This is a genomic window from Pseudomonas sp. CAM1A, from assembly GCF_047501685.1.
In the GTDB taxonomy this organism is placed as follows: Bacteria; Pseudomonadota; Gammaproteobacteria; order Pseudomonadales; family Pseudomonadaceae; genus Aquipseudomonas.
Window position 1 is genome coordinate 991,678 of record NZ_JBFNXP010000002.1, and the last position, 24,139, is coordinate 1,015,816.

A 24,139-nucleotide genomic window follows, 5' to 3' on the forward strand; every position below is an offset into this window, starting at 1 on the left:
GTGCCTCGAATGGATGAGTAAGGGAGATGAAACAGTGGTGTGAATTGGGTATAGCTCAGCCCGGTGGAATTGCGTCAAAGCAATGGCATGTTTCGTCGCATTTACAGACGCCAAGCAAACGGGCCATCTGCCACCAACCCGTTTCCAATCCGTGTGTTAGCGCGCATAGCTAGTGGCAATTGGCCGTTCGACGAGCCGATGAACGGTTCAATGCAGCGGAATAAGCGGGTTGTAGACGATAGGGATAATCAACAACAACTTGCGACAGGTGCCAGATTCTGGTGTCGGTATGTCGTCGGAAATTTGACTTTTTTGCGTTGTGGTTTGTTTCAGAGCTGCTACGGTTTGGGAAGAATTCCATGACCGGAGTGGCCGAAACATGCGCGGATGGGTCAAGCTTTTGCTGCTGCTGGTCTATCTGGCCAGCTTTCATGGCTATTACCGTGAGCGCATAGAAGCCTTGGGTATTGGCGTGCCGCTGATACTTTATCTGGGCATGTTTGCGGTATTGGCGGCGGCGCTTGTGCTGGCAGCGTTCACGCGCCCGGGGTGGCTGCGCTGGGCGCTGGCCCTGATGTTCACGGTCAGCGCGATCTTCCTTGACGCTTATAACCGCATCACCGATTCGTACCTGACCTATAGCGCCTTCGTGTCCATGGTCTACGCCGGCGGTTTCGTCCAGGAGGCGCTGCAGCAATATCACTACGCCATAACGCTCGCTGCGGCACGGGCGCTGCTGTTGCTGCTGGGCATTGGCCTGCGTCCGGGGCCGACGCCAAAGTTGCCGCGCCTGCTACCGCCGTTGGCACCGCTGCTGGGGTTGCTGGTGCTGGTCGCCATCCTGTTCGTGCGGGCCGGCGAGGGCGCCCGCGGGCTGCCGGTGATGTACACGCCACTGGCCTACTTGAGCCTGTTCACCTACGAGACCTTGCACGACCATGTCGGGCCACGTCAGCCCGTGACCCTTGCGCAGTCAGGCCCGGCGATGGCACGGGACATTGTGCTGTTGATCGACGAGAGCATCTCGGGCAACTACCTGGACCTGAACACCCCGGCCGGGGTCACCAGCCATCTGGCCCAGGCCCAGCCCGGCGTGCAGATCGTCAATTTTGGCTACGCCGCATCCATTGCCAACTGCAGTGCCGACACCAATGTCACCCTGCGCTATGGCGGCACCCGCGCCGACTACCTGCGCATCAACTCGACCCAGCCGTCGATCTGGCAGTACGCCAAGCGCGCGGGCCTGGAGACGGTCTACATCGACGGCCAGCGCACCGGCGGCAACCTGCAGAACCTGATGACCGAGGCCGAGAAGCGCGATATCGACCAGTTCATCCAGTTCGACGACACCCCCGTGGTGCAGCGCGACATGGCTGCACTCGATCGGTTGGTGGCGCTACTCAAGGATGGCAAGCCGCAGCTGATCGTGGTGAACAAGGTCGGCGCGCACTTCCCGGTGCATGACAAGTACCCGGACGACTTCCTCAAGTACCAGCCGGCCTTGCCACGGGGCCGCTACGTCGATATCGCCGACACCGGCACCCGCGACGGTTTCGATGGCCGCCCGCAAGACTGGGTGCTGTATCGCAATGCCTACCAGAACACCGTGCTGTGGAGCGTCGGCGAGTTCTTCCGCCGCCTGTTCGCCGAGGCCGACCTCAGCCAGGCCGTGGTGCTGTACACCTCCGATCATGGCCAGGACCTGCATGAGCGCGGCAACCCTGGGCTGAATACCCATTGCGACAGCGACCCGGTGCCGGAGGAGGGCCTGGTACCGCTGGTGGTGATCCAGGGGCAGGGCCTCAGGACACTGGACTGGGAAGGCAACCTGGCGGTGAACCGTAACGCCTCCAGCCACTACAACCTGTTCCCCACAATGCTCAAGCTGATGGGCTACGACGACAAGGCGGTCAGTACGCTCTACGGGCGGTCGCTGGACATGCCGACGGACGATCCGTTCACCTTCAACGTGCGTTTCAATGCGCGCCTGGGGGCCAAGCCGGATTTCCGTCACATCGACCTGGGCCAGGTGGTCACCCCCGCCAGTGTCCTGGCGGGGCAACCGATGCCGGTAGGCAAGGCTGACTAGGGTCAGAAGTCGATGCTGGCGGATACCTGCACGGTGCGCGGCGCACCCAGCCCCAGGCTGGTGAGCAGCGGCATGCCCCAGTAGGCCTTGTTGGTCACGTTCTCCACCGTGCCACGCAAGGTCACCGGGTGGTCGGCCACCTGCAGCCGGTAGCGGGCACCGACGTCGTAGATGGTGTAGCCGGGAATCGACTGGCTGTTGTCGTCGCTGATGTACTGCTTCGACACGGCCGTGGCGTTGGCGGTCAGGGTCAGGCCTTCGAGTACCGGGGTATCCCATTCCACGCCCAGCTTGCCCTGCAGTTTTGGCTGGCCGGTGGCAGTCTTGCCTTCCTCGGCGGGGTTCTCGGCCTTGGTCACCTTCGGGTCGAGACGGGCCACGCCGCCCATCAGGCGCACATCGGCCACCGGTGTGCCAAAGAAGCTCCACTCGAGCCCGCGGTTACGTTGCTCGCCGCCGAAGGAGAACACTTTGGTTACCGGGTTGGTGAAGCTGCTCGGGCGTTCGATCTGGTACAGGCTCAGGGTGTGGGCGAAGTCGCCGAGGTCGAGCTTGATACCGACCTCCTTCTGCTTGGACTTGTACGGGGCGAACACTTGGCCGGCGTTGGGCGCGGTAAGCGGGGCGACGGCACCTTTGCTCAGGCCTTCGATGTAGTTGGCGTACAGCGACACTTCGTCGGTGACCTTGATCAGCACCGCTGCGGCCGGGGTGGTGGCGCTTTCGTTGTAGCGACTGGTTTGCGCGCCGGTGTCGACGTTGAAGCTGTCGGTCAGCACCTGCTGGCGGCGCACGCCCAGGGTCAGCTGCACGCGTTCGTCGAGGAACGACAGGGTGTCGGCCAGGCCGTAGCTGCTCAGGCGTGATTCAGTGTGGGCGATGGCGGGGTAGCTCCTGGCGGCCTCCGGGCCCCAGACCGGGTGGTAGATGTTGGTGATCCATTCGGCTCCCGGAACGTTGCGTCGGCCATAGTCGCGCTGCTTGTCCGAGTAGTGCGTGGCATTGAGCGACCATTGGTGGCCGACGCCGAAGGTGTCGAAATGACCGCGCAGGCCGGCTTCGCCCGAGGTCTTCTCGAGGTCGATCTTCAACTGGCCCATGCGCGTCTCGAAGTCACCGGCGGTGTTGAGCACCTCCGCGAGCATGGTGCCGCTGTACTTGTAATCGGTCTTGCTGGTGCCGGCCGCGGCATAGGCCATGAGGTTGTCGTTGAGGTCGTACTCGCCGCGCACGATCACGCCCTTGTCGCGGGTCTGGACGAAGCCCCAGTCCGGGTTGAGCAAGGTCTCGGACTTCGGCGGCCTGGGCACCGGCACGCCCGCGGCCAGGCCGATACCGCGGTTCTGGCCCCTGACCCGGTCTTCGCTCTCGTAAAGGTCGGCGGACAGGCGCGCGCGTTCGCCACGCCAGTCCAGGCCCAGGGCGTTGAGCTCGGCCTTCATCCGTTGGTGGTCGGTGGCGGTATCGCCGTCGCGGTAGACGCTGTTGAAGCGCACGCCGAACTGCTGCTCTTCGCCGAAGCGACGGCCGACGTCCAGGTGCCCGCCGAACTGCGCGTCGGACATGTAGGTGCCGGTGATCCGCGTCAGCGGTTCGGCGCCCGCGCGCTTGGGCACCAGGTTGATGCTGCCGGCCACCGAGCCGCCTGGCGGCATGCCGTTGAGCAGGGCGGACGGGCCCTTGAGCACCTCGATGCGCTCGTACATCTCCGGCGAGATCCGGTAGTAGGGCGCCATGCCGTACAGGCCGCCAATGCTCACGTCGCTGATGTTGGAGTTGAAGCCGCGAATCGAGTAGTTCTCGCTGTAGGTGCCCTTGAGGCCGTTGCTGAACACCGACGGGTCGGTGGCGGCGATCACATCGGTGATGGTCTGGGCCTGGGTGTCCTCGATGTATTTCTCGGTGTAGCTGATGGTGCTGAACGGCGTCTCCATGAAGTCCTTGTTGCCCAGCAGCCCGACCCGGCCACCCGACGCGACCTGGCCACCGGCGTAGACCGGCGGCAATGCACTGGGGGTGTCGCGGCTGCCTTCGACCATGGTTTCGGACAGCTCCAGGCTGCCGGTGGGTTGGCCTTGGCGGGGCTTTTCCACTTCCTCGGCCTGCGCCGCAGTCACGCTCATGGACGCTGCGCCCAGGCCGAGCAGCAACGCCATGTGTACGGCGGCGAAGGTGCGATTGAGGTCGAAGTGGGGCACAGCCGGCTGCTGCGCCGGGCTGACACGCTGTTGCGACATGCTGGATTCCTTTCGATTCGCAAGTAAGTGAAGGCATTCACTAGGGATTCCGAATCAGAAGGAGAAAACCTCAATGCAAATCGTTAGCGTTTGTGCTGGTTCACTCCCCAGGCAGTGCCAAGGGATGCAGGGCGCGGAAGCCTTGCGCTTCTTCCACCAGCCAGTCATGCACCGCCCGCGCTCCAGGCTGGCTCAACCCGCCCGGCGGATACAGCAGCACATAGCGCTTGTGGTTGGCGATCGGCACCCCGAACGGCACGATCAGCGCGCCGCGTTCCAGCTCGTCGTTGAGCAGGGTACGCCGGGCGATGGCCACGCCGACGCCGGCGATGGCGGCCTCGATGGTCAGGTGGTTGCGGTTGAAGGTGTGCCCGCGGCGCACATCCAGCCCGCCGGCACCGATACCGTCGAGGTAGAACTCCCATTCGGCGTACTCCGAACTGCCGCGCCAGGCGGTGATGTCGTGCAGCAGCGGGTAATGGGCCAGGCCGACCGGCCCGTGCAGGGGCGGGCGCCCGCGCAGCAGGGCAGGCGAGCACACCGGGAAGATCTGCTCGTCGAGCAGCGGGGTGGAAAGCATCCCTGGATAGCTGCCGTCGTTGAGGTCGATGGCCAGGTCGAAGTCCTCTGGATGCAGCGCCTGGTTGCTGTCCTCGGCCACCAGGCGCAGCTCGATGTCCGGATAGCGTTGCTGGAAGCGCGGCAGGCGCGGGGTCAGCCACTTGGCCAGGAACGAGGGGATCGAACGCAGGCGCAGGGTGCCGCGGATCTCCCCGGCATCCAGGCGCAACAGCTCGGCCTCGATGCTGCCGTAGGCTTCGGCCACGGTCTGCGCCAGGCGCTGGCCCTCGGCGGACAACTCGACGCCGCGGGCGCGACGCAGGAACAGGCGAAAGCCCAGGCGCTCCTCGAGCTGGCGCATCTGCTGGCTGACCGCCCCGGGGGTGATGTGCAGCTCTTCGGCGCAGCGGGTGAACGACAGGTGTCGCGCCGCACAGGAGAACACATGCAGCCAGACGAACACCTGGCCATTGAGTGGGCCTATCATCGTTTAGTCCTGCTAAAGGCTTGTGTAGGAAGTTTCGTTGGTCAAGCTGGCCTGAGCGCGGCAGTATCGCGCAACTTGGCAATACCGCTCAAATTTTCCGGAGAGCCGTGGCGTGTCGCAGATCGCCGTCACGGTCAGGCATTAGCATGGCTATCAGTGTTTTCGACCTTTTCAAGATTGGCATCGGCCCGTCCAGCTCCCACACCGTCGGCCCCATGCGCGCCGCGGCGACCTTCGCCCAGGCTCTGTGTGAACGCGGCCTGCTGGCCCAGGTGCAACGGGTCGAGGTGCGCCTGTATGGCTCGCTGTCGGCCACCGGTGTCGGTCACGCCACGGACCGTGCCTGCCTGTTGGGATTGATGGGCCAGTGGCCGGACCGGATCGACCCGCACAGCATCGAGCCACGCATCGACCAGTTGATGCAGGAGCAGTGCCTGATGCTCGACGGCAGCCAGCCGATCGAGTTCCAGTACAGCCGTGACATGCTTCTGCTCGACGAGAACCTGGCCTATCACCCCAACGCGATGAGCCTGGAGAGCTTCGACGGGCAGGGCAGCCAGTTCAGCCAGACCTACTACTCCGTGGGTGGCGGTTTCATCGTCGAGCAAAGCGAGATCGACGCGCCTTCGAGCGATGAAGGCCTGGTCGAGCTACCTTACGAATTTTCCAGTGGTGCCGAACTGCTGGCCCTGTGCAAGGCCCACAACCTCAGCGTTAGCCAGCTGATGTTGGCCAACGAGTGCGCCTGGCGCCCGGAAAGCGAGGTGCGCGAAGGCCTGCTGAAGATTTGGGCGGCGATGGGCGAGTGCGTCGACAATGGCCTGCGCAACGAAGGCATCCTCCCGGGCGGGTTGAAGGTCAAGCGCCGGGCGGCGCGCCTGCACCGCAGCCTGCAGGAGGTCGGCAAGCCCAACGTAATCGGTTCGACCCTCAGCGCCATGGAGTGGGTCAACCTGTTCGCCCTGGCGGTCAACGAAGAGAACGCAGCCGGCGGGCGCATGGTCACCGCGCCCACCAACGGCGCGGCCGGGATCATCCCGGCGGTGCTGCACTACTACATGAAGTTCAACCCCGGCGCCTGTGACGACGATGTGGTGGCGTTCCTCCTGGCCGCCGCTGCGGTGGGCATCCTGTGCAAGAAGAACGCCTCGATTTCCGGCGCCGAGGTCGGCTGCCAGGGCGAGGTGGGTTCGGCCTGCTCGATGGCCGCCGCAGGGCTGGCCGAAGTGCTCGGCGCCACTGCGCCGCAGCTGGAAAACGCCGCTGAGATAGCTCTGGAGCACAACCTCGGGCTCACCTGCGACCCGGTTGGCGGGCTGGTGCAGATCCCCTGCATCGAACGCAACGCGATCGCCGCGGTGAAGGCCATCAACGCCGTGCAGATGGCCTTGCGTGGCGATGGCGAGCACTTCATCTCCCTCGACCGGGTGATCCGCACCATGCGCGATACCGGCGCGGACATGCACGCCAACTACAAGGAAACCTCCCGCGGCGGCCTGGCCGTCGCGTTTGTCGAGTGCTGAAAAACAAGCGCTGACTGCGTGGGAGCGGGGGTGCTCCCACGACGTGCCGCAAAAAACCTGATTGAACCTGCAACACCCGCTGCACCTGCGACAAAAACAACTACAAGGCGATACCCATGACTGATGTACAAAGCACCACGAGCGTTCGTGCGGATTCGGCTGCCCAGGCTTCGGCCAGTGGCTCGACCACCTGGAACCGCCACGACACTACCTGGGCCCTGGGCCTGTATGGCACGGCGATCGGCGCCGGCACCCTGTTCCTGCCGATCAACGCCGGGGTCGGGGGCTTCTGGCCGCTGCTGATCCTGGCACTGCTGGCGTTCCCCATGACCTTCTTCGCCCACCGTGCCCTGACGCGCTTCGTGCTGTCCGGGCGCAAAGGCGGCAACGAGGACATCACCGAGGTGGTTGAAGAGCACTTCGGCGTGGGCGCCGGCAAGCTCATCACCTTGCTGTACTTCTTCGCCATCTTCCCGATCCTGCTGGTCTACAGCGTGGCGCTGACCAACACCCTGACCAGCTTCTTCGAGCACCAGTTGCACATCGGCGCGCCGCCGCGGGCACTGCTGGCGCTGCTGCTGATCTGCGGGTTGATGATCGTGGTGCGCTGCGGCCAGCAGATCATCGTCAAAGCCATGAGCGTGCTGGTATACCCCTTTGTCGCCTCGTTGCTGCTGCTGGCACTGAGCCTGATCCCCAACTGGAACGGCGCCTTCTTCGCCCAGGCCAACGAGGGGCATCAGCGCCTCGAAACTGTTGCTGACCTTGTGGCTGGCGATTCCGGTAATGGTGTTCTCGTTCAACCATTCGCCGATCATCTCGGCGTTCGCCGTCGACCAGAAGCACCGCTATGGTCATGACGCCGACCGCAAGAGTGGCCGCACCCTGGCCACGGCCCATGTGATGATGGTGCTGACGGTAATGTTCTTCTGCTTCAGCTGCGTGCTGGCCCTGAGCCCGGCGGACCTGGCTGCGGCCAAGGCGCAGAACATCTCGATCCTGTCGTACCTGGCCAACCACTTCCAGACCCCGGTGATCGCCTTCGTCGCGCCACTGATCGCGCTGGTGGCAATCACCAAGTCGTTCCTCGGCCACTACATCGGTGCCAGCGAAGGCTTCCAGGGCATGATCGTCAAGAGCCTGCGCGGGCGCGGCAAGACGTGGCCGGCCAAGCGCCTGGAGCGCGCCACCGCGTTGTTCATGCTGGTGACCTGCTGGGCGGTGGCGACCCTCAACCCGAGCATCCTCGGGCTGATCGAGAGCCTCGGTGGGCCGGTGATCGCCTGCCTGCTGTTCCTGATGCCGATGTATGCCGTGCACAAGGTGCCGGCGCTGCGGCAGTATTCGGGCAAGCTGTCGAATGTGTTCGTGGTGCTGATCGGCTTGATCACGCTGTCGGCGATCGCCTACAGCTTCATGGCCTGACCGATGATCGCGGGGCAAGCCCGCTCCCACGTGAAAGCGTGGGGGAGGGCTTGCCCCGCGGGCCGTTCAGGTCAGACGCTTTCCAGGTGCCTGAGCGCGGCCTTCAGACGCTCCGCTGGTTGCGGTTGATCCTGGTGGGTGATGTCCGGCGCCTTGCGCACGCGGCCATGCTGATCGACCCAATGGCCGTTGATGAAGTAGCGGTAGCTGGCAGTGCCGGCATTCCAGCCCTGGTCGAGCAGGCCCTGCAGGTGGAAGGTCTGGGCAATCTGGCTGAGCGGGCCGCTTGGGCTGCCATCCAGCTGCAGGACGATCGACGGGCTACCCGCGGGCGCGAACGGCAGCTCGCTGTAGCCGCCCCACACCTTGGCCTGGAACACCTGGACCGGATGCGTGGTCTGGATGATGGAAGCCCTGCCGGTGACCTTCTTCTGCACGGTATTCACCAGCAGGTCGAGGGTCAGGATCGGGGCGCCGAGCAGCCCGTTGCTGACGTTCAGGCGGGTATGAAAAAGTCCGAAGGACATGCTGATTCTCCTTGTCTGCTCAGGCTTTCTTGGCGGCTTTGGCGGCCGGGCTCTTGGTCGAGGCGAGGGCCTGGTCCAGGGCTTTGCCCACGGCACCGCTGGCCAGTTGCTTGATTCGCGCGACATCACCGGTGGCGATCACTGCCTCCAGGGTGGCGTTGTGCAGTTCGGTCGTCAGGTCGACGTTCGCCAGTGTCTGGATGCGCTTGAGCTCCAGCACGACGGGTACGTTGTCCACTTCGATCCAGCGCTGACCGTTGTTGTAGCGGTAGCTGGCCGTGCCTTTCTGCCAGTCCTGGTCGAGCAGTGCGCGCAACTCGAACTGTTCCGGCGAGTTGGCGTGTGGGCCGCCATGGTTGCCCCGTACCGTCAGCAGGATCTTGCCTTCGCTTGGCGGCTGCACGGTGAGGTAGCTGTAGGTGCCCCAGACATCCAGCGCCAGCTCCAGCGGTGGGTTGGTGGTCTGGGTGATCAGCGCGTGGCCGTTGACGCTGCGGTCTGGCGTGTAGACCAGCAGGTCGAGCTGCAGGCGCGGGGCGCCTGGCGCGTTGGTACCAATGAGGTAGGACACCGGGAAAAGACCTTCCGACGGTGCGAGCAGCGATTCAGACATGATTGCCTCCATTGCATTCGATGAATGACATACCGATAACCACGACTGGCGCAGGCGGGCGAAGCGGCGGAGGAGGTGGGAGACCGGGCGGGGAGAACAGGCTTGCCCGGTGCGAGCGGCTGTTGGCAGCCGGCTTGTGCAGCCATCCCTGATACGCGGTGCCGCCTGCCTGGCAGCCCGCTTGAGTTAAGCAGGCCGGCCAGGCAGTGATGGCATTTTTACAGCATGTCCGACGAGCGGTCGCGCACTGACCAGCTGGTCACTTACTTGGCTTTCTGCTGCAGGGCCACGAAGCTGCGGCGCATGTCGCTGGCCCAGCCATCGAGCACTGGCTTGACGTCGTTCAGGGTCAGCTGCGTGGTGTCGTTCTCCAGGTCCTTGCCACTGCCTTTGCGCACCACCTGGGCCAGCACGTTCTGGCTGGCGCCATCGAGGAAGGCCGCCTCCACGGCGATGTCCACGGCCTGGTCGCGGCCACCGGCGGCGGTGTTGACCGCCGCGGCGACCAGGGCGATGGGGATCACTTCATAGGGCTTGAGGCCTTCGGTGCTGGTAGAGACGGCGGTGATCGCCGGGCGCACCACGATGGTGTTCGGGCCAGGTTCCTTGACCAGGGTGAGCACACTGCCGAGTTCGCGGCGCATCGCTTCGTTGAAGTAGCGGGTGATCTCTTGCAGGGTCTGCGCCGAGATCACGTTGGTCGGCTGCGGCTTGGGGTAGAACTGGCTCGGCTCGATGAACACCTTGGTGTACTGGCTGGCCTTCACGTCCGGGTCGATCCAGCGCATCACCGGCGCGCCGGAGACGCTCTCGGCCGGCTTCAGGCGGCTGTAGTCCTTGAGAAACCCGGAATAGTCCTTGGGGTCGACACGGTTGCTGGAGCAGGCAACCAGGGCCAGCAGAGCAGCGCACAGCAGGGTGGTGCGAGGCAGGTGCTTCATGATGACGAGGTCCATGAGGGAAGGGGCCAGAACAACGCTAGCAGGTGGTTGGCCGAAGGCCAGCGTTCGGCTGTCGATGGTTGCCGTTTCCCACCGATCAACCTGATTGGGCTGACTATCCATTCGTCACTGATAGTGGAAAAGTATGCCCTTTACGGGTATGGTTAGGGTGTCGATCATGGATGTCTATAAGCGTAGGGAGTTTGCCCGCTGGCAAGCCAGGGAGTGCGTGCCGGACCTCCTGCTTTGCCGGGCTGTTCTGGAAATGCAGAGCGGGCTGGTTGATGCGAGCCTTGGCGGTTTGCTGTTCAAGAAGCGCATTGCGGGCCTTTGCAGTGGCAAGCGGGGTGGTTATCGCACGCTCCTGTCGGCTCGTATTGGCGATCGATATGTGTTCCTGCATGGATTTGCCAAAAGCGACCAGGCCAATGTCACGCCGGCCGAGCAAAAGGCCCTGCAGTTTACAGGCAAGGTTTTTCTGGAATTGTCACCCTGCGCCCTGGCCAAGGCATTGGGCTGTGGAGTATTGATGGAGGTACACTGTGACCAGCAAACTCATTGAATCATTGCGCGCCGACCTGGCGGCCCTGGAGCAGGCGGGCGCTGTCGGCAAGGTCACGCTCAGGGACTTCGAGGCGATTTGCCCGGCTCCAGTGCGAGCGTTCACTGCCCAGGACATCCGCCACCTGCGTGAAACCCTGAACTTCAGCCAACCGGTGTTCGCCCTCCACCTGCACACCAGCGCATCGACCGTGCGCAAATGGGAGCAGGGCGAAACACGCCCGGCCGGGCCTGCCTTGAAGCTGCTGAACATCATTGCCGACAAGGGGCTGCAGGCCATCCTCTGAAACAGGGCCGTCAGCCCAGTGTCTCGCGCAAGCGATACCACAGCATCCCCAGCGCCAGCAGCGGCGAGCGCAGCGCCTTGCCGCCGGGGAAGGTCAGGTGCGGCACCGCGCGGAACACATCGAAGCCATGGCTTTGCTCGGTGGCGATGGCTTCGGCGAGCAGTTTCGCGGTCCAGTGGGTGACGTTCAAACCATGCCCGGAATAGCCCTGGGCGTAGAACACGTTGGGGTGCTGGCTGAGCCGACCGACCTGGGGGAAGCGGTTGGCGGTGATGCCGATCATGCCGCCCCACTGGTAGTCCAGGCGCACCTCGGCCAGTTGCGGGAACACCTTGAGCACCTTGGGCCGCATGTAGGCGCCGATATCCTTCGGATTGCGCCCGGAATAGTGGCAGGCGCCACCGAACAGCAGGCGGTTGTCGGCGGTCAGGCGGTAGTAGTCCAGCCCCACCTTCTGATCGCACAGCGCCATGTTCTGCGGGATCAGCGTGCGCGCCAGGGCCTCGGGCAAGGGCTCGGTCGCCACCACGTAGCTGCCGGCCGGCAGCACCTTGCCACTCAAGCGTGGCTCCAGTTCATCAAGGTGGGCGTTGCAGCCCAGTACCAGGCTCTGGGCGCGCACCTTGCCGCGGGCAGTGTGCAGGGTCACCGTGCTGCCGTGCTCGATACGCAGAACCGGGCTTTGTTCGAAGATTTTCACGCCCAGACCATGGGCGGCGCGGGCTTCGCCCTGGACCAGGTCGAGCGGGTGCAGATGGCCCGAGCCCATGTCCACCAGGCCGCCGGCGTACAGGTCGCTGGCGACGATCTCGTGCATGCGTTCAGGGCCGACCAGGCGGGTCTCGTGGCGATAGCCCAGTTCGGCCAGGTCGCGTTGCTCGTCTTCGAAGGCGGCGAACTGGGCGGGGGTGTTGGCCAGCTCGCAGAAGCCCCAGCGCAGGTCGCATTCGATGCCGTACTGCTCGATGCGCCGGGCCACCAGGGCGACCGAATCGATGCCGGCCTGCTTGAGGTAGCGCACGCCGTCCTGGCCGACGTGCCGGGCAAAGCCGGAGACATCATGGCCGATGCCGCGGATCAGCTGGCCGCCGTTGCGTCCGCTGGCGCCCCAGCCGATGCGGCGGGCCTCCAGCAGGATCACCGAGAGGCCGCGCTCGGCGAGTTCCAGGGCCGCATTGACCCCGGTCAGACCACCGCCGACCACGCAGACATCGGCCAGCAGGTCCTGATCGAGCGCGGGGTAGGTGGCCGCCTGGCGCGCCGAGGCGGCGTAGTAGGAGGCAGTGTGTTCGTTCATCTGTGGCATGGGTGGGCTCGGCTCAGCGGTTGGACTTGATCTTGCTCCAGGAGCGGGTCATCTGCCGCAGGATCGGCGGGCTCTGCATGGTCGAGACATACAGTTTGTCCAGCACTTCCTGAGGTGGGTAGATCTCGGGGTTGTCGACCAGCGCCGGGTCCATGTCGGCCTTGGCGTCGGGGTTGGCGTTGGCGTAGCCGACCGTGGCACTGACCTTGGCGATCACCTTGGGGTCGAGCAGGTAGTTGATGAAGGCCAGGGCCTGCTCGGGGTTCTTGGCGTCCTTGGGGATGGCCAGCAGGTCGAACCACAGGTTGCTGCCCTCCTTGGGAATGCTGTAGGCGACCTTGACGCCGTTGCCGGCTTCTTCGGCGCGGTGCGCGGCCTGGAGTACGTCGCCGGAGTAGCCGAAGGCGATGCAGACATCGCCATTGGCCAGGTCCGAAACGTACTTGGATGAATGGAAGTAGGTGATGTACGGGCGCAGTTCCAGCAGGCGGGCCTCGGCCTTCTTGTAGTCATCGGCTTTCTCGCTGCGCGGGTTCATGCCCAGGTAGTTGAGCATGGCGGGGTAGAGCTCGTCGGGCGAGTCCATGAACGCCACGCCGCACTGCTTGAGCTTCTTCAGGTTCTCGGCTTCGAACAGCACGGCCCAGGAGTCGATCCTGTCGATGCCCAGCACCGCCTTGACCTTGTCGACGTTATAGCCGATGCCGTTGGTGCCCCAGAGATATGGTACGGCGTACTGGTTGCCCGGGTCGTTCTGCTCCAGCTGCTTGAGCAGTTTCGGGTCCAGGTGCTGCCAGTTCGGCAGCTTGCTGCGGTCCAGCGGCAGGAACGCGCCGGCCTGGGCCTGGCGCGCGAGGAAATGGTTGGAGGGCACGACCACGTCGTAGCCGGTGCGCCCGGCCAGCAGCTTGCCCTCCAGGGTTTCGTTGGAGTCGAACACGTCATAAACCACCTTGATCCCGCTGCTGGCCTGGAAGTCGGCCAGGGTGGTGTCACCGATGTAGTCGGTCCAGTTGTACACGCTCACCGTCGGCTGGGCCTGGACGGCGACGCCGAACAGCAGGGCGAAGGTTGCGGGGATCAGGGCTTTGCTATGACGCATGGTCGACACCTCGTTGGTCTTGTTCTTGGTCGTGGTCTTAACGATGGTTCGGTGTTTGGGCATCGTGGGAGCGGGCTTGGCCCGCGATTGGGTTGAAGGCCTCCTCGCGGGGCAAGCCCGCTCCCACAAGATGTGTGATTGATCAGACGCTGAGCAGCAGGAACTCCCGCTCCCACGAGCTGATCACGCGCTTGAAGTTCTCATGCTCGGCGCGCTTGACCGCGACATAGCCCTGGACGAATTGCTGCCCCAGGTATTGCTGCACCTTTTCGCAGTCTTCCATGTGCTGCAACGCGTCCTCGATGGTGATCGGCAGGCGCAGGTTGCGCCGTTCATAGGCGCGGCCTTGTACCGGGGCGCTGGGTTCGAGTTGCTCGACCATGCCGATATAGCCGCACAACAGGCTCGCGGCGATGGCCAGGTAGGGGTTGGCGTCGGCGCCCGGCAGGCGGTTCTCCACGCGCATCGCTTCGGGGCTGGAGGTTGGCACGCGCAGGCCGGCCGTACGGTTTTCCTCACCCCATTCGACGTTCACCGGCGCCGAGGTGTCGGGCAGGAAGCGGCGGAACGAGTTGACGTTCGGCGCGAACATCGGCAGCAGCTTGGGGATGTACTTCTGCAGGCCGCCGATATGGTGCAGGAACAGCTCGCTCATGCTGCCGTCGTCATTGGCGAAGATCGGCTTGCCAGTGGCGATGTCGACCACGCTCTGGTGCAGGTGCATGGCGCTGCCCGGCTCGTCGGTGATCGGCTTGGCCATGAAGGTGGCGGTGACATTGTGCTTGAGCGCCGCCTCGCGCATCGTGCGCTTGAACACGGTGATCTGGTCGGCGAGGTCCAGGGCGTCGCCGTGGCGGAAGTTGATCTCCATCTGCGCCGGGCCGTCTTCATGGATCAGCGTGTCGAGGTCCAGGCCCTGCAGCTCGCACCAGTCGTAGACGTCCTCGAACAGCGGGTCGAATTCGTTGGCGGCATCGATGGAAAACGACTGGCGGCCACTTTCGGCACGGCCCGAGCGACCCAGCGGCACCTGCAGCGGCAGGTCCGGGTCTTCGCAGCGCTGGGTCAGGTAGAACTCCATCTCCGGCGCGACGATTGGCTGCCAGCCCTTGTCGGCATACAGCTTGAGCACCTTCTTCAGTACGTTTCGCGGCGACAGCTCGATGGGGTTGCCCTGCTTGTCGAAGGTGTCGTGGATGACGATCGCGGTCGGTTCGATGGCCCAGGGGATCTGGTACACCGCCGTGGGATCGGGGCGGCAGACCATGTCGATGTCGGCGGCGTCGAGCAGGCTGTAGTAGATGTCGTCGTCGACATAGTCGCCGGTGACGGTCTGCAGCAGCACGCTTTCGGGCAGGCGCATGCCGCGCTCGTGGAGGAACTTGGCGGTCGGGGCGATCTTGCCGCGGGCGATGCCGGTCAGGTCGCTGATCACGCATTCGACTTCGGTGATCCGGTGTTCTTTCAGCCAGGTGGACAGCTGATCGAAGGGGGCGTTCATACAAACCTCTTGGTTGGGTAGTTGTGGTGGGACGCAAGGCGTTCTGTGCCGAGGGGCACTTCCCACGGGTGACGCTGAGGACTATCTTGGTCGCTGCCCCCCAGGGCGATCTATCCACTTTCTTCGGCAACGAATGCACCAAAAGAGTGCAACTAGGACAGCGCGTGACAACGCCAACCGCCTTGCAGGTCCAGCACTACCGCACTACCGATGTAACCGAACAGACCCGTGCCACTCCCGGCTGGCAGCAGCAATACCGGCAGATGTCCCCCGGGCATTTCAACGGCCAGTTGCGCTGGCTGGGCCTCGATGGCGTGGAGGTGTACGAGGAGCGCCTGAATACCCGGGTCGAGCAGTTCTTTCGCGCGCCCAGCGGCGCCCTGGCGTTCTGCTTCGACCGCAGCGAGAACAGCCTCTATCTGCTCAATGAAGACAGCCGCAATATCTGGATCACCCCGGAGAACTACCAGGAGGTGGCGGTGGTGTTCGAGCAGCCGTTTTTGGCCAGCCACGGCCTCGACCTGGAACGCTTGCGCGGCTTGTTCATGGTGCCGTTGACCTGCCAGCAGAACGCCTTGTTCGGCAACTGGCTGAGCGCCACGCTCACCCAGCTGGGCCAGGCCGATTGCCCGCTGGAGGGCGGGGCGCTGGGCGAGCAGTTGCTGGAGGATTGCCTGTTCATCCTCGACAACGCCGGGCAGCATCTGCAGGGGGACGCGCTGGGGCGGCGCGACGAGGAACGGGCGATCATGCGCCGGGTCAGCGAATGGGCTGCCGACTGCCCCGACGAAACCCTCAACCTGTTGCAACTGGCCAAGGTCGCCGGGGTTTCCGTGCGTCAGTTGCAGCAAGCCTTCAAGGGTTTCACCAAGCTGCCACCGGCGCAGTGGTTGCGCCTGCGGCGCCTGAACGGCGCGCGGCGTGACCTGCTGGTGGGGGACGCGACCGTTGCCGAGGTGGCGATGCGTTGGTCGTTCTGGCACCTGGGGCGGTTTTCCGAAAGCTATCGGCAGCTGTTTCGCGAACTGCCCAGTGAGACGCTTCGGCGCGGCAGGGGCTGATCGCCCGGCCGCGCGCCCGCGGTTTCGACGTTCCTTGCCCCCGCTCGGCAGCGGGGGAAAGCTGGCAGATCAGTTGCGATCCAGCCACACCGTCTGGGCATTGGTGAACTCGCGCACGCCGAAGTGCGACAGCTCGCGGCCAAAGCCACTTTTCTTCACGCCACCGAACGCCACACGGGGGTCGGATGCGCAGTAGCCGTTGATGAACACGCCGCCTGTGTCCAGCGCGGCGGTCATGCGCTCGGCCAAGGCATAGTCGGCGGTGTAGATGGTCGCGGCCAGGCCGAATTCGCTGTCGTTGGCCAGCGCCACGGCATGGTCGGCGTCACGGGCGCTGATGATCGCCGCCACCGGCCCGAACAGCTCCTGCTTGAACGCGGTCATGTCCGGGGTGACGTTGGCGAACACAGTCGGCTCGTAGAAGTTGGCCGCGCCTTCGACCTTTTTGCCCCCCAGCAGCAGGGTGGCGCCTTCGGCGAGGGTCGCCTGGACCTGGCCGTCGAGTTCGTCGCGCAGGTCGTAGCGGGCCATCGGGCCGATATAGGTGGCGTCGTCCAGCGGATTGCCGATGGTCAGCGCACGGGTGGCCTCGACGAACTTGTGGGTGAACGCCTCGACAATGCTTTCTTCGACGATCAGGCGCTTGGCGGCGGCGCAGACCTGGCCGGTGTTCTGGTAGCGGCCGATCACAGCGGCCTTCACGGCGGCATCGAGGTCGGCATCGGCCAGCACGATGAACGGATCGGAACCGCCCAGCTCCAGCACGCACTTCTTCAATGCCGCGCCGGCTTGCGCGCCGATGGCCATGCCGGCGCGCACGCTGCCGGTCAGGGTAATGGCAGCGATGCGCGGGTCGTTGATGGCGCGGGTGACGCCTTCGGGGGTGACATTGAGCACTTCGAACACGCCCTCAGGCAGGCCGGCGCGTTTGAAGAGGTCGGCCAGCAGGTAGGCGCTGCCCATCACGTTGGGCGCGTGCTTGAGCACGTAGGTGTTGCCCGCCAGCAGCGCCGGCACCGCACCGCGCAGCACCTGCCAGACCGGGAAGTTCCACGGCATCACGGCGAGGATCGGGCCAAGCGGACGGTATTCGATACGGGCCTTTTCGATCTGGGTCGGCTCCGGCGCCAGCATGGCCGGGCCGTGTTCGGCGTACCACTGGCACAGGCCTACGCACTTGTTCACTTCGCCACGGGCCTGGCTGATCGGCTTGCCGATCTCGCGGGCGATCATCTGCGCGAAGGCCTCGGCGTTGGCCTGCAGGGCCTGCCCGAGCGCGACCAGGTATTCGCTGCGCTGACCCAGCGACACGGTGCGCCACTGGCCGTAGCCTGCCTTGGCGCGTTGCAGCGCCGCGTCCAGTGCGGCGTCGGTGTCGAAGGCGTAATGGCCGATCTGTTCGCCGCTGTAGGGGTCGACGGAGATGGCGTGGGTCAGGCTGCTGATCTCGCTCATGGCAGGACTCTCATTGTTCTGATGGGGTGAGCGCAGACTAGTGGTGGCGCGCTTTAATGAAAACTGAATAATAATGAGTGAAACATTCACGTTTGGAGAATGACCGTGGACCTGGTGCAACTCGAGATGTTCAAGGCCGTGGCCGAGCACGGCAGCATCAGCGCCGCCGCCCAGCAGATTCATCGGGTGCCGTCGAACCTGACCACCCGCATCAAGCAGCTGGAGGAGGACCTTGGCGTCGAACTGTTCATCCGCGAGAAGAGCCGCCTGCGCCTGTCGCCGGCCGGCTGGAACTTCCTCGAGTACACCCGGCGCATCCTCGACCTGGTGCACGAAGCGCGGCTGACCGTGGCGGGGGAGGACCCGCAGGGCACCTTCGCCCTGGGTTCGCTGGAAAGCACCGCTGCGGTGCGCATCCCGGCCTTGCTGGCGGCCTACAACCAGCGCTACCCCAAGGTCGACCTGGACCTGTCCACCGGCCCGTCGGGGACCATGCTCGAAGGGGTGTTGTCCGGGCGCCTGGTGGCAGCGTTCGTCGATGGACCGGTGCTGCACCCGACGCTGGAAGGCATGCCGGTGTTCGAGGAGGAGATGATGGTCATCGCGCCGCTCAACCATCCGCCCGTGACCCGTGCGCGCGACGTCAACGGCTCGAGCATCTACGCCTTTCGCGCCAACTGCTCGTACCGCCACCATTTCGAAAGCTGGTTCGTCCATGACCAGGCGGTGCCGGGCAAGATCCACGAGATGGAGTCGTACCACGGCATGCTCGCCTGCGTCAGCGCAGGCGCGGGCCTGGCGATGATGCCGCGCAGCATGCTCGACAACATGCCGGGGTGCAGCACGGTCAGCGCCTGGCCGATGGCCGAGGACTTCCGCTACCTGAAGACCTGGCTGGTGTGGCGGCGGGGGACGGTGTCGCGCAGCTTGAGCATGTTCATCAAGTTGCTGGAAGAGCGTCGTGAACTGCCCTCGGCGTGAAGGGCAGTGCCACGCGGACTAACGGTGCGTCAACAGGCGAACCCGAGCCCCGGAAAACCCTCCAAACTGTGTAGACCATCCCTCCCAGGGAGGAATGCACCATGCGCACTCATCATTACGGCCTTTGCGCCGCGCTGTTGCTGGCATTGGCCATGCCTTGGAGCCTCGCAGCGGCCACCGACCTGAATACCCCCATCGATCCGCAGGGCGTGCAATTGCAGCCCCAGGAACAGAACGGCATTCGCTACCTGCAGGGCGGTATTGGCCAGGACGAGGCCAATGCCCTGCGCCGCACGCCCGGCTATGACCTGCACATCACCCTGTCGACCGGAGCGGACGGCAAGTTTCAGAGCGGCGCCGCGCTGGACATCCAGTCGGCACAGGGACGATCAGTGCTGACGTTGCAGGACGTCGGGCCGCTGATCTTCGTGCAGTTGCCACCGGGGCATTACCGGGTGATCGGCAATGCTGATGGTCGGACTGTGCAGCAGCAGGTCACGGTGGATGGCAAGGCGCCGGCCCGGGTCGATCTCAACTGGCGTTGAGGGCCAGTCCGTTCAAAGTCTTTTGGGCGCGAGGCGATTGACCGAGTGAGGGCTACCACGTGTCCGCCCTCGGCCTGGCAGCGCCTGCGAGATCGAGCGCAGGTGGCTTTTCGGCGAACACGAGGAGGCGCAAAACAACTGAACCCTTGAATGGAACGCAGTGTCCTTAACCAATAGTGGCAAATCACTTTTCACTTTCAGAGCATTCTGACAATAATCGAAGAAGTATTACCGCTTGTAACCCTAGGGCAATCAGGGGTTGCCCATGCAGGAAGAACGAGGGGCATAGCCTCCATTGACGCAGGGACGCGCATTTCGCGGCCCTGCCCGTGAAGACCATCAGGAGAAAGGCATTGATGAAAACCCGTCTCGCCACAACGTTGGCCGCCGCCGTGCTGGCGTTCGCCGGCGCCAACCTGGCCCAGGCCGCGCAGGTGTCCGCTGCCGTAGGTGCTACTGGCCAGGGCGACATGACCTACCGCATCGGCCTGTCCTTCGATTGGGACAAGAAATGGCTTGAGAGCAACACGGGCCATCTGACCGGATACTGGGATGCGGCCTACACCTACTGGGAAGGCGGCGAGGCCAGTGGGGCCCACTCGCTGTCGATCAGCCCGGTGTTCGTCTATGAATTCAGCGGCTTTACCTACACCCCGTTCATCGAGGCGGGTATTGGCCTGGCGGCGTTCTCCAAGACCGATGTGGGCGACCAGCGCCTGGGTTCGTCGGTGAACTTCGAGGACCGGATCGGTTTCGGCCTGAAGCTGCCGGCGGAGCAGAAAATCGGCATCCGCGCCATGCACTATTCCAATGCCGGGCTGAAGCAGCCTAACGACGGGATCGAGTCGTACTCGCTGTTCTACAGCAAGGCGTTCTGACTCTCGCCGCAAGGTTTGATAGCTTCAAGAGTGCGGCTGGGTAACCAGCCGTCGACTTCATACATTGCTCAATGTGCTCGCCCGATCGCTCCTGATGCTACGTTGATCATCTCCGATCAGATAGACAGCGTTTTGAGGTGGGGGCGGAGTGAACTGAGCTCCTCGCGAAGCTTCAATATCCTCGTTCGCGCTAAGTAGAGTCCTGGCTTGGGTCGCCCGGTTACGGGCGTCCATCGCATGGTTGGCACTCCAATTGTTGGTCCATCCATCCACTAACGCCGTAGCGCCGTTCAGTGCCATCAGGGCGGGTTGCTCTCCAGGCATCAAGAGATTGGCAACCGAAGTGCCCGCATTGATGAGATCGGCAACTGGGGAGACTACAGCCTTGGTTACCTCGTAATACGTGAACGTCTCAGGCAGTTGATGCGCAGGAATGCCCTTTTTCCTTGCCTGGTTCACCGCCCGGTTGGTTGAGACCACGTCCCAGGCAACCATCACATTCTTGTCGAACCGGCCGAGTTGGGACATTGCCGCGCCGGGTACCAGGTTGGCCCACTGCACCCTGCCTGTCGGATCTCGATAGTTCACCGGATCTCCTTGGCAATAGGCATAGGCATTGAGCCCCCCAGCCCCGAATGGGCTCAACTGGTCGGGAGAGTGGAAACGCTTCAACCCTGGGGCGTAGCTGCGGTGGCCATTGCCCAGATGATAGATACCGATCACAGGGTCGCGCAGCTCGCCGCAATAGGCCAGGCGCGGTCCCGATACGTTTGTCGGTGCACCATAGGGCGTGTAGGCCCTGGCGCATCCCACACTTCCGAGTACAGATCGTTGCCAGTCAGTGAATGGCAGATAGAGGTTCGCCAAGGAAATCGCTCCACTGTGCAGGAATGTCTACGCTAACACCGGCTGGAGCCTTGGAAAACTGACAGAATTGCCAGTTGGCGAAACTGCCGGCGTGCCCCTGCGCGGGCAGGGACGCTGCGGGCTGCCTCACCCACGTGAACCTGCCTGCGCTGGTGTTTCAGCGCACCGCCTTGATCGCCAGCACATTACACAGCGGGTGCTCCAGCACATGCGCCGTAGTGCCGCCGAGAAACGCCTGCAACGCATCGTGCCGGTGGTTGCCCATGACGATCACGTCTACCCGGTGAGCGGCGATGTATTGGGTGATTGCCTTGACCGCCGGTCCTTCGAGGAAGTGACGACGTTCCAGGTCGATCTGGTAGTGATCGCCCAGGCGGTTGAAAGCCGTGCGCTGTGCTGTCCGCACGCTGGTATCGAAACCGGGCATGGTCACGGTGCCGGCACCGAAGTCGGCGATATGGGTCCTGGCCGCATCGCACACATGCAACAGGTGCAGTTCGGCGTTGCACTGCAGGGCCAGGGCATGGGCGCTGCGGATCACCGCGTCGTCCAGGTGCTCGCCGGCGCCATGGCTGTTGAGGTCGACCGCGGCGGCGATCTGTCGGGGCAGGGGCAGGCGGATATCGCTGACCAGGTGCACCGCCACCGGGCTGTCCTTGAGCAGTTGCCAGTCCAGCGGCGTGACCAGCAGGCGCTTGAGGATGGGCTCGTGCTGCACGTCCTTGACCAGCAGGTCGCAGCCCAGGCGTTCGATCTGCTCCAGCACGCAGCCCAGCGGATCACGGGTCAGCAGCAGTTCGGTGGAGACATCCAGGCCAGCATTGCGCAGTTGCTCGGCCTCGTCGGCCAGCCACTGGCGGTTGTCGGCAAGCAGGCGCTCGCGCTCGCGGCTGTCGCTCATCAAGCCAAAGGTGTCGACATCGTCGACGAAGACGTTGAGATCCAGCAGGGCCCCGCTGGATTCGGCCAGCGCCGCGGCGCGCTGCAGGGCAGGCGTATGGCGCATCTGCGGGCCGAGCATGACCAACAATCGCTTGAACTGGCTCATCTCACACCTCCACGTGTGGCAGCCCCCTGTTCAGTCTAGACCCGCCGCCGCTGAAATCCGCTGGAGCGACGACGGGTCATGCCTCAGTGCGGTGCGCGCGGGATGGTCTTGAGCAGGTCTTCCGGGCTGATGTGCCCGACCACCTGGGCCACCGCGCTGCCTGGGGTCGGCAGGTCGATGATATGGCCCTTCATCTTGCCGATCACATGCATCTCGCAGGGTTTGCAGTCGAACTTCAGGGTGAGCACTTCATCACCCTGGATCAGTTGCATCGGCGCCACCTTGGTGCGCACGCCGGTCACACCCTTGGCCTGCTTGGGGCACAGGTTGAAGGAGAAGCGCAGGCAGTGCTTGGTGATCATCACCGGCACTTCGCCGTGCTCTTCATGGGCCTCGTAGGCTGCGTCGATCAGCTGCACGCCATGGCGATGGTAGAAGTCGCGGGCCTTCTGGTTGTAGACGTTGGCGAGGAACGACAGGTGCGACTCGGGGTACACCGGCGGTGGCGTGGTCTCGGCCTTGCGCCCGCCACGCGGGTGGGCCTTGACCCGCGCCTCGGTCAGCGCCTCGATGGCCTCGCGGCGCAGGGCCTTGAGCTGCGAGTTGGGAATGAAGAACGCCTGCGGCGCATCGAGTTCGATGGCGTCGGCGTGGTACATCGTGGTACCCAACTGGCCGAGCAGGTCGTGCAGTTGCTCGAGCGCCTGTTCCGGTTTGTTGGCGGCACCGAACGGGCCGTCCAGCGCGACCTGCACGCTGACGCCTTCCTCGCTGCTGAGGGTCAGCATCAGGCGCTGTTCACGCAGCACGGCGTGCCATTCGACAGCCACCCGGCGCTCGGACGACGTGCGTTGCAGCGCCTGCTGCCAGTTGTGGTCGAGGTTGCGCGAAAGCGGATGGTTGGGGCGTAGCTTGTACAGGCCCTCGGGCATCTCGTTGGGCTCGACGCGGTAGCGGTAGCGCTTCTGGCCGTCTTCTTCGGATTCGCTCTTGAGTTCGGCGATGTTGGCGCGGAAACCCACGACTTCACGCTTGACCAGCACATTGAGGCCGTCGCCGTTGGTCAGCGGGACATCGGTGGCCACCAGCAGGTCGCGCTTGCCGACTTTCTCTACCACACCTACCGGCAGACCGGTAAAGGTGGGGGAATCGAAGGCGCCGATGTCGATCTTGCGGTCGCTGACGAAATAGTCGGTGCTGCCACGGTGGAAGGTCTTGTCCGGATCCGGTACGAAGAAGTGTTCGGTGCGGCCACTGGAGGCACGAGCCAGCTCGGGGCGGTCCTCGAGGATGGCGTCGAGTTCCTTGCGGTAGTGGGCGGTGATGTTCTTCACATAACCCATGTCCTTGTACCGGCCTTCGATCTTGAACGAGCGCACGCCGGCATCGACCAGGTCGCGCAGGTTGGCGGTCTGGTTGTTATCCTTCATCGACAGCAAGTGCTTCTCGAAGGCTACCACGCGGCCCTGGTCGTCCTTGAGGGTGTACGGCAGGCGGCAGGCCTGGGAGCAGTCGCCGCGGTTGGCGCTGCGTCCGGTCTGGGCGTGGGAGATGTTGCACTGGCCGGAGAAGGCCACGCACAGCGCGCCGTGGATGAAGAACTCGATGGCCGCGTCAGTCTCGGCGGCGATGGCGCGGATCTGCTGCAAGTTCAGCTCGCGGGCCAGCACCAGCTGCGAGAAACCGGCCTGGTCGAGGAACTTGGCCCGCTCCAGGGTGCGGATATCGGTCTGGGTGCTGGCATGCAGCTCGATCGGCGGGATATCCAGCTCCATCACCCCCAGATCCTGCACGATCAGCGCGTCGACACCGGCGTCGTACAGCTGGTGGATCAGCTTGCGGGCAGGTTCGAGCTCGTTGTCGTGGAGGATGGTGTTGATGGTGGTGAACACGCGGGCATGGTAGCGCCGGGCGAACTCGACCAGCTCGGCGATTTCGCTGACCTCGTTGCAGGCGTTGTGGCGCGCGCCGAAGCTCGGGCCGCCGATGTAGATGGCGTCGGCGCCGTGCAGGATCGCCTCGCGGGCGATGCTCACGTCACGGGCAGGGCTGAGCAGTTCCAGGTGGTGCTTTGGAAGGGACATGTCGTTATAGGTTCGGGCTGTCACGGTAAGGCGGGCATTGTAGCGGTGAAACGGCCCGAC

The 24,139-nt window shown here is 64.2% G+C and carries 20 protein-coding genes and 1 pseudogene; 9 read left to right on the forward strand and 12 right to left on the reverse strand.

Translation table 11 applies throughout. The annotated features are described in order from the left end of the window. The first annotated feature begins 379 nt into the window (after window positions 1-379). Window positions 380-2,089: a sulfatase-like hydrolase/transferase gene (locus ABZO33_RS08270; protein ID WP_414535636.1), complete on the forward strand. Its 1,710-nt coding sequence runs from the start codon at window positions 380-382 to the stop codon at window positions 2,087-2,089. Window positions 2,090-2,091: 2 nt separating this feature from the next. Here ABZO33_RS08270 and ABZO33_RS08275 read toward each other — a convergent pair whose 3' ends face one another. After that, a complete protein-coding gene (locus tag ABZO33_RS08275) occupies window positions 2,092-4,326 on the reverse strand; it encodes a TonB-dependent receptor (RefSeq protein WP_414535637.1) in 2,235 nt (744 codons plus the stop codon). 100 nt (window positions 4,327-4,426) lie between these two features. Next, a complete protein-coding gene (locus ABZO33_RS08280; RefSeq protein ID WP_414535638.1) occupies window positions 4,427-5,374 on the reverse strand; it encodes a LysR substrate-binding domain-containing protein in 948 nt (315 codons plus the stop codon). Between the two features lie 146 nt (window positions 5,375-5,520). Between ABZO33_RS08280 and ABZO33_RS08285 the strand changes: the two genes are divergently transcribed. Together ABZO33_RS08285 and ABZO33_RS08290 are read left to right on the forward strand one after the other, a co-directional pair. Next, a complete protein-coding gene (locus tag ABZO33_RS08285) occupies window positions 5,521-6,897 on the forward strand; it encodes an L-serine ammonia-lyase (RefSeq protein WP_414535639.1) in 1,377 nt (458 codons plus the stop codon). A 116-nt stretch (window positions 6,898-7,013) separates the two neighbouring features. Further along, window positions 7,014-8,322: pseudogene (locus ABZO33_RS08290) on the forward strand (serine/threonine transporter). Between the two features lie 71 nt (window positions 8,323-8,393). Here the strand turns inward: ABZO33_RS08290 and ABZO33_RS08295 are convergent. The 3 genes from ABZO33_RS08295 to ABZO33_RS08305 form a co-directional block, all read right to left on the reverse strand. Then, window positions 8,394-8,849, reverse strand: coding sequence for a DUF1842 domain-containing protein (locus ABZO33_RS08295; protein WP_414535640.1), 456 nt, complete (start codon window positions 8,847-8,849; stop codon window positions 8,394-8,396). A gap of 19 nt (window positions 8,850-8,868) precedes the next feature. Next, window positions 8,869-9,462 carry a DUF1842 domain-containing protein gene (locus ABZO33_RS08300; RefSeq protein WP_414535641.1) on the reverse strand — a complete coding sequence of 198 codons (594 nt, stop codon included), beginning with the start codon at window positions 9,460-9,462 and terminating at the stop codon, window positions 8,869-8,871. A gap of 263 nt (window positions 9,463-9,725) precedes the next feature. Next, window positions 9,726-10,403 carry a DUF3313 domain-containing protein gene (locus ABZO33_RS08305; RefSeq protein ID WP_046857799.1) on the reverse strand — a complete coding sequence of 226 codons (678 nt, stop codon included), beginning with the start codon at window positions 10,401-10,403 and terminating at the stop codon, window positions 9,726-9,728. A gap of 178 nt (window positions 10,404-10,581) precedes the next feature. Between ABZO33_RS08305 and ABZO33_RS08310 the strand changes: the two genes are divergently transcribed. Further along, entirely contained in the window at window positions 10,582-10,965 is a 384-nt protein-coding gene (locus tag ABZO33_RS08310) for a type II toxin-antitoxin system RelE/ParE family toxin (protein ID WP_414535642.1), read from the forward strand. Then, window positions 10,946-11,251, forward strand: a complete 306-nt coding sequence (locus tag ABZO33_RS08315) for a helix-turn-helix domain-containing protein (RefSeq protein WP_414535643.1) — start codon at window positions 10,946-10,948, stop codon at window positions 11,249-11,251. Before ABZO33_RS08310 ends, ABZO33_RS08315 begins: the two co-directional genes overlap by 20 nt. Window positions 11,252-11,261: 10 nt before the next feature. Here the strand turns inward: ABZO33_RS08315 and ABZO33_RS08320 are convergent, their stop codons facing one another. The 3 genes from ABZO33_RS08320 to ABZO33_RS08330 all read right to left on the reverse strand — a co-directional run bounded on the left by ABZO33_RS08320 (window position 11,262) and on the right by ABZO33_RS08330 (window position 15,160). After that, entirely contained in the window at window positions 11,262-12,557 is a 1,296-nt protein-coding gene (locus tag ABZO33_RS08320; protein WP_414535644.1) for an NAD(P)/FAD-dependent oxidoreductase, read from the reverse strand. 13 nt (window positions 12,558-12,570) lie between these two features. Further along, entirely contained in the window at window positions 12,571-13,659 is a 1,089-nt protein-coding gene (locus ABZO33_RS08325) for a polyamine ABC transporter substrate-binding protein (RefSeq protein ID WP_414535645.1), read from the reverse strand. Between the two features lie 142 nt (window positions 13,660-13,801). Then, window positions 13,802-15,160 carry a glutamine synthetase family protein gene (locus ABZO33_RS08330; RefSeq protein ID WP_414535646.1) on the reverse strand — a complete coding sequence of 453 codons (1,359 nt, stop codon included), beginning with the start codon at window positions 15,158-15,160 and terminating at the stop codon, window positions 13,802-13,804. Between the two features lie 164 nt (window positions 15,161-15,324). Between ABZO33_RS08330 and ABZO33_RS08335 the strand changes: the two genes are divergently transcribed. Continuing rightward, on the forward strand, window positions 15,325-16,221 hold the full coding sequence (locus ABZO33_RS08335; protein ID WP_414535647.1) for a helix-turn-helix domain-containing protein: 897 nt from the start codon (window positions 15,325-15,327) through the stop codon (window positions 16,219-16,221). Window positions 16,222-16,290: 69 nt separating this feature from the next. Here ABZO33_RS08335 and ABZO33_RS08340 read toward each other — a convergent pair whose 3' ends face one another. Next, complete coding sequence (locus tag ABZO33_RS08340) at window positions 16,291-17,676, reverse strand: aldehyde dehydrogenase family protein (protein ID WP_414535648.1); 1,386 nt, start codon at window positions 17,674-17,676, stop codon at window positions 16,291-16,293. Between the two features lie 105 nt (window positions 17,677-17,781). Between ABZO33_RS08340 and ptrR the strand changes: the two genes are divergently transcribed. The 3 genes from ptrR (at window position 17,782) to ABZO33_RS08355 (ending at window position 20,080) form a co-directional block, all read left to right on the forward strand. Further along, window positions 17,782-18,657 carry a putrescine utilization regulator PtrR gene (ptrR, locus tag ABZO33_RS08345; protein WP_081941333.1) on the forward strand — a complete coding sequence of 292 codons (876 nt, stop codon included), beginning with the start codon at window positions 17,782-17,784 and terminating at the stop codon, window positions 18,655-18,657. A 101-nt stretch (window positions 18,658-18,758) separates the two neighbouring features. Continuing rightward, on the forward strand, window positions 18,759-19,202 hold the full coding sequence (locus tag ABZO33_RS08350) for a carboxypeptidase regulatory-like domain-containing protein (protein WP_414535649.1): 444 nt from the start codon (window positions 18,759-18,761) through the stop codon (window positions 19,200-19,202). A gap of 356 nt (window positions 19,203-19,558) precedes the next feature. Next, a complete protein-coding gene (locus tag ABZO33_RS08355) occupies window positions 19,559-20,080 on the forward strand; it encodes an acyloxyacyl hydrolase (protein WP_414535650.1) in 522 nt (173 codons plus the stop codon). Between the two features lie 57 nt (window positions 20,081-20,137). Here the strand turns inward: ABZO33_RS08355 and ABZO33_RS08360 are convergent, their stop codons facing one another. The 3 genes from ABZO33_RS08360 to ABZO33_RS08370 form a co-directional block, all read right to left on the reverse strand. Further along, complete coding sequence (locus tag ABZO33_RS08360; RefSeq protein ID WP_414535651.1) at window positions 20,138-20,947, reverse strand: RHS repeat-associated core domain-containing protein; 810 nt, start codon at window positions 20,945-20,947, stop codon at window positions 20,138-20,140. Window positions 20,948-21,104: 157 nt separating this feature from the next. Further along, complete coding sequence (locus ABZO33_RS08365; protein WP_414535652.1) at window positions 21,105-21,995, reverse strand: universal stress protein; 891 nt, start codon at window positions 21,993-21,995, stop codon at window positions 21,105-21,107. A gap of 83 nt (window positions 21,996-22,078) precedes the next feature. Further along, window positions 22,079-24,079, reverse strand: a complete 2,001-nt coding sequence (locus ABZO33_RS08370; RefSeq protein ID WP_414535653.1) for a peptidase U32 family protein — start codon at window positions 24,077-24,079, stop codon at window positions 22,079-22,081. Window positions 24,080-24,139 lie beyond the last annotated feature (60 nt).

Excerpts from the sequence above, each read along its gene's own strand:
- ABZO33_RS08270 (WP_414535636.1), top strand. The coding sequence starts at position 380 with ATGCGCGGATGGGTCAAGCTTTTGCTGCTGCTGGTCTATCTGGCCAGC.
- ABZO33_RS08275 (WP_414535637.1), bottom strand. The coding sequence starts at position 4,326 with ATGTCGCAACAGCGTGTCAGCCCGGCGCAGCAGCCGGCTGTGCCCCAC.
- ABZO33_RS08280 (WP_414535638.1), bottom strand. The coding sequence starts at position 5,374 with ATGATAGGCCCACTCAATGGCCAGGTGTTCGTCTGGCTGCATGTGTTC.
- ABZO33_RS08285 (WP_414535639.1), top strand. The coding sequence starts at position 5,521 with ATGGCTATCAGTGTTTTCGACCTTTTCAAGATTGGCATCGGCCCGTCC.
- ABZO33_RS08295 (WP_414535640.1), bottom strand. The coding sequence starts at position 8,849 with ATGTCCTTCGGACTTTTTCATACCCGCCTGAACGTCAGCAACGGGCTG.
- ABZO33_RS08300 (WP_414535641.1), bottom strand. The coding sequence starts at position 9,462 with ATGTCTGAATCGCTGCTCGCACCGTCGGAAGGTCTTTTCCCGGTGTCC.
- ABZO33_RS08305 (WP_046857799.1), bottom strand. The coding sequence starts at position 10,403 with ATGAAGCACCTGCCTCGCACCACCCTGCTGTGCGCTGCTCTGCTGGCC.
- ABZO33_RS08310 (WP_414535642.1), top strand. The coding sequence starts at position 10,582 with ATGGATGTCTATAAGCGTAGGGAGTTTGCCCGCTGGCAAGCCAGGGAG.
- ABZO33_RS08320 (WP_414535644.1), bottom strand. The coding sequence starts at position 12,557 with ATGCCACAGATGAACGAACACACTGCCTCCTACTACGCCGCCTCGGCG.
- ABZO33_RS08325 (WP_414535645.1), bottom strand. The coding sequence starts at position 13,659 with ATGCGTCATAGCAAAGCCCTGATCCCCGCAACCTTCGCCCTGCTGTTC.
- ABZO33_RS08330 (WP_414535646.1), bottom strand. The coding sequence starts at position 15,160 with ATGAACGCCCCCTTCGATCAGCTGTCCACCTGGCTGAAAGAACACCGG.
- ABZO33_RS08340 (WP_414535648.1), bottom strand. The coding sequence starts at position 17,676 with ATGAGCGAGATCAGCAGCCTGACCCACGCCATCTCCGTCGACCCCTAC.
- ABZO33_RS08350 (WP_414535649.1), top strand. The coding sequence starts at position 18,759 with ATGCGCACTCATCATTACGGCCTTTGCGCCGCGCTGTTGCTGGCATTG.
- ABZO33_RS08355 (WP_414535650.1), top strand. The coding sequence starts at position 19,559 with ATGAAAACCCGTCTCGCCACAACGTTGGCCGCCGCCGTGCTGGCGTTC.
- ABZO33_RS08365 (WP_414535652.1), bottom strand. The coding sequence starts at position 21,995 with ATGAGCCAGTTCAAGCGATTGTTGGTCATGCTCGGCCCGCAGATGCGC.
- ABZO33_RS08370 (WP_414535653.1), bottom strand. The coding sequence starts at position 24,079 with ATGTCCCTTCCAAAGCACCACCTGGAACTGCTCAGCCCTGCCCGTGAC.